The following is a 3778-nucleotide window of genomic DNA, read 5'->3' as shown; positions in this document are numbered from 1 at the left end:
TAACTGACTGAAAGACACCCCCGCAACCAATATTAATCTTTTCATTCTTACCTTCTAAATATACGGTGATACTCCGTTGAATCTAGCCACATGAAGAAAAGGCTAACGCCGCATTAAGGTGTGAGCAACGCGACCACGGAACTCAACCAGACCACCGTAAACACTGAACTCAACGATGGAATGAAAAATGCTAAGCGTTGAGAATCACTCTTAAATGCTTTGTTATAACTCATTTTCACCAATAAAATCAGAGAACTTTATAGAGTGCTCTTTGATCAAGTCATTTGCTTGCATTTCAATAAACCAATTATTGAGAGCTTGCTTTTCAATCTCAACAGCACAGCCCTTAACAGGTTTCATATGTTTTACCCACAGATCGACTTCTTTCTTTGAGTAAGTACGTTCACTACATAAAATTCGAGCTATTTCTAAGATATCTGTAGCTGCACTTTTATCAATAATTTCATCAGGCACAGACCAATTCCTATTTCCAAGGCAATCTGTATAAAACCCAATTTGTTTTAAGTCATCTAATATGACGGTAGCTTCTGAACCTCGTTCAAGCTGTTTGCTCAGACTATCCAGTGTTTTATTACCACTCTGAACTAATGATGGAAACATCCACAACACATTTTTGTGTGTATGGGAACGATATGATCTCCATGCCTCTTTAACATCTTTGCCATCACGAGCTACAGATAACTCTCTGAGGATTGAAATTTTACCTGCTTCTTCGATAGCTAAGATTGCTATTGAACATGCCGTAGGAAAACTGCCAGCCTGAAACAAAAGTTCCGCATCTTTTAACAGCCTCACTGCATTAGCTGTCGCTACATTCATCCCATGAGCAATTTGCTCTGAGTTGAGTGTATTCTTCCATTGTTTCAAGTTTTTACTCATGATGAACCTCTGATGAGTTATAACGCCGCATTAAGGTGTGAGCAACGCTACCTCGAAACCTTACCATACCACCATAAACACAAAACCCAACGATGACATCAAAAATGCCAAGCGTTGGGAATCACTCTTAAATGCTTTGTTATGCGTCTTGTATTCTAGTACAAAATGTCACATACCTGTTCACAATCCCGTCTTATTGAGCTGATTAAGAATACTTAATGCACGCTTGTACTCAGTATCTAGAGAAGAACTATTAGGGTAGTTTGGTTCAATATCATGACAAATTGCAAAAATAGATTCTTTTATAGATACTATCTTTGATGACTCTAGATATATTGGAACCGTATAGAAATAATCGGAAACCTTAACAAGGTAATCCTTATCACTAGGATAATAGCTTAATTCAGACTTTCCTGTTTCACCATAATATATAACCCTAACTATTTTCAATTCATCGCCGTCCCAGTATTCTTTAATCAAGCTACCTTCTGACGATTGTGATAAATTATTTTTCTCAATAATAGATAAACCAGACTCCTTCATATCAATTAAATGATGCATACGTTCGAAGTCACACATCACCTTGTCAAACGCCCATGCATGATTGTATGAATACAGCGTTAATGAGGACAAGAGTACAATCTTAAACAAGTTATATATCATGGCCTTTCTCCATCAACCAAATCTGCGATTGACAGGCCAAAAGTCATCTGAAAATGTGGTTTATCTACAAAACTCTTCCAATTTCCACCCCATTCAAATCCATAACTGATACCAATTTTTCCAATTGCTTTCCAGTCAGGATTCCAGTTAACTTTTCTATCCTTAATCTCAACAACATCTATCGCCAATCCATAATTATGATAACTATATCCACCTTTAACATTGGTGACTATCTTTCCTTCAGTTGTTCGACCTTTAGCATACAATTTGTCTTGCTCTTCAACTGTACGCAGAGCTTGGGTTATACGTAAAGCAATACCAAGTTCTTCTTCCACAGCATTTATGAACGCAGCCGCTGGTGACCTAACATAACTATGCAATGTCGCAATTCGATTATCTGTAATAACATCCCACGTTTTAGCTGCCTGTTTTGCGATTTTAGAAGGGGTTTTTACCGATGGCTTAACTGCGGCCTTTTCTAATTTCTTTTGAATGCAATGATTTAATTTCCTATGAGTTTTGCCATTTACATCAACCCTTCCATCAGGTCTTACCATCCCAACTACCCTCTTTTGAAATTCCTTTATAGCAGCCACCGTCTTTGACTTTTCAGGATTTCTACCTAGAGAACCATCAACTTTTAATTGAGCAATTGGTTTTAACAATGAAATAGTGAGGTTGAGTCCTTTTTGTATTTCCTTTATATCAATTGTCTGATTTTTCCCACTTACGCCTACTGAACCAATGAGTTTTACCTTAGCCATCTGAGCCTCTTCTTAGAAAATTTAGGCTACTATTTTACCTTTTGGATACATCTATTTTCGAGCCAATCAGCTTTCATGAGATCAGACAGAAATTTTTATATGAATAGCAACTAGCTTTTCATAATCTATTGAAGCTACAACACAAAACAACAGTTGACGTAGATAGCGCATAACGCCGCGTTAAGTGGTGAGCAACGCAGACCACCACACCTAAACCATTGTGACGTAAACACTAAAGCTGAATCAAACCGAAAATGCCGAGCGTTGGGAATCCGTCTTAAACGCTTTGTTAGCAAACAAACTCAACGACTTATGCATAAATCCATTACCACACAATCAATTCCTGCACCAAAACCGTTTGGGATGGTTTTGGTTACTGTAAAACCACGTTTCTCGTAGAAACCTTGAGTGTGTTGGGATGTTTCGATTTTCACCTTATGCAATGAGGTATTGTTCTTTATATAAGACAGTCGAAAGTCAGTTAACTGTGTTCCTATACCTTGACCATGAAAGTCTTTATGGACCAAGCCCCAAGCCAAAGAAGCAACTGATGACTTTAACCCGACACCACCACAACCAAGCAATTTCTCACTATCGCTTTCAAGGCAAACATAGTATTCAGAACTTTCAGATAAAACATCAAGATATTCGATAAATTCTGCACGCTCTGATGAATCAAAGTATTGACCAATATTACTTTCAAACGCTTCAATACATTGCGCTCGATACTTACTACTATATTTTCGGATTTCCATATTTCCGCCTTGTTTGCTAACGCCGCATTAAGGTGTGAGCGGCGCTTGGCGATACTTGAGCGAAGCGAAAACGCCAAGCGTTGGGAATCACTCTTAAATGCTTTGTTATACGCGTGCTGACACTACAACGAAACTTTCATAACCTTATGATTTGGCTCACTTTCAATGTCAACTGCCAACCAACCTAATGACTCGTACAACGATGGTACATTGGTGTAAGCATACAGATTACTTTGAGTTGCTGCTGATATTTGGCTAACACCTCGGTTAATCAGTTCACTAGCAATACCTTGACCACGCCACTCTGGTGAAACATAAACAGCATTAAACCAAATGACTTCTGAGTCACCATTAGGTTCTTTAAAGCGCGAGTAAGCAAGACCACCGATAACTTGATTGCCTCTGAGAGCAATTATCACAGGTGGAAGGTTGGCTTCTGGTTTATAGGTATCTACGAATAGAAAGTCAGACCATTCTGTTTGAAACAGCTTCTCTAGAGCAACCCAATATTGACTATTTTCATCGCAATTTCTGAATACTACCTTGTTCATATTGGATTATTTCCTCAAAAGCGTATAACGCCCTGTTAAGGGGTGAGCAACGCAATACCGAAGCCACCGCATACCACCTTAAACACTAAAACCAACGCATAGTGAAAATGCCACGCGTTGCGAATCCCTCTTGAACAGTTTGTTA

At 38.6% G+C, this 3778-nt stretch carries 5 protein-coding genes; all 5 read right to left on the bottom strand.

Translation table 11 applies throughout. The annotated features are described in order from the left end of the window. Positions 1-222: 222 nt before the first annotated feature. Positions 223-900, bottom strand: a complete 678-nt coding sequence (locus tag KIV41_RS24075) for an AbiV family abortive infection protein (protein WP_252040597.1) — start codon at positions 898-900, stop codon at positions 223-225. Between the two features lie 180 nt (positions 901-1080). Further along, complete coding sequence (locus KIV41_RS24070) at positions 1081-1563, bottom strand: hypothetical protein (RefSeq protein WP_038884254.1); 483 nt, start codon at positions 1561-1563, stop codon at positions 1081-1083. Continuing rightward, positions 1560-2327: a M15 family metallopeptidase gene (locus KIV41_RS24065; RefSeq protein WP_079402518.1), complete on the bottom strand. Its 768-nt coding sequence runs from the start codon at positions 2325-2327 to the stop codon at positions 1560-1562. The genes KIV41_RS24070 and KIV41_RS24065 overlap by 4 nt, the downstream gene beginning before the upstream one ends. 302 nt (positions 2328-2629) lie before the next feature. Next, complete coding sequence (locus KIV41_RS24060) at positions 2630-3082, bottom strand: GNAT family N-acetyltransferase (protein ID WP_285337812.1); 453 nt, start codon at positions 3080-3082, stop codon at positions 2630-2632. A gap of 122 nt (positions 3083-3204) precedes the next feature. Further along, the gene (locus KIV41_RS24055; RefSeq protein ID WP_252040600.1) at positions 3205-3633 is read right to left on the bottom strand and encodes a GNAT family N-acetyltransferase; all 429 of its coding nucleotides are present in this window, start codon (positions 3631-3633) and stop codon (positions 3205-3207) included. Between the last annotated feature and the right edge of the window lie 145 nt (positions 3634-3778).

The sequence above is a fragment of the Vibrio sp. D401a genome (genome assembly GCF_030248515.1).
Lineage (GTDB): Bacteria > Pseudomonadota > Gammaproteobacteria > Enterobacterales > Vibrionaceae > Vibrio > Vibrio rotiferianus.
The sequence above is the reverse complement of the archived record's forward strand: the minus strand, read 5'-3'. Positions and strand labels throughout refer to the sequence as shown.

What these genes read in the sequence shown, in the direction of transcription:
- KIV41_RS24065 (WP_079402518.1), bottom strand. Translation starts at nt 2,327, where the DNA reads ATGGCTAAGGTAAAACTCATTGGTTCAGTAGGCGTAAGTGGGAAAAAT.
- KIV41_RS24060 (WP_285337812.1), bottom strand. Translation starts at nt 3,082, where the DNA reads ATGGAAATCCGAAAATATAGTAGTAAGTATCGAGCGCAATGTATTGAA.
- KIV41_RS24070 (WP_038884254.1), bottom strand. Translation starts at nt 1,563, where the DNA reads ATGATATATAACTTGTTTAAGATTGTACTCTTGTCCTCATTAACGCTG.
- KIV41_RS24055 (WP_252040600.1), bottom strand. Translation starts at nt 3,633, where the DNA reads ATGAACAAGGTAGTATTCAGAAATTGCGATGAAAATAGTCAATATTGG.
- KIV41_RS24075 (WP_252040597.1), bottom strand. Translation starts at nt 900, where the DNA reads ATGAGTAAAAACTTGAAACAATGGAAGAATACACTCAACTCAGAGCAA.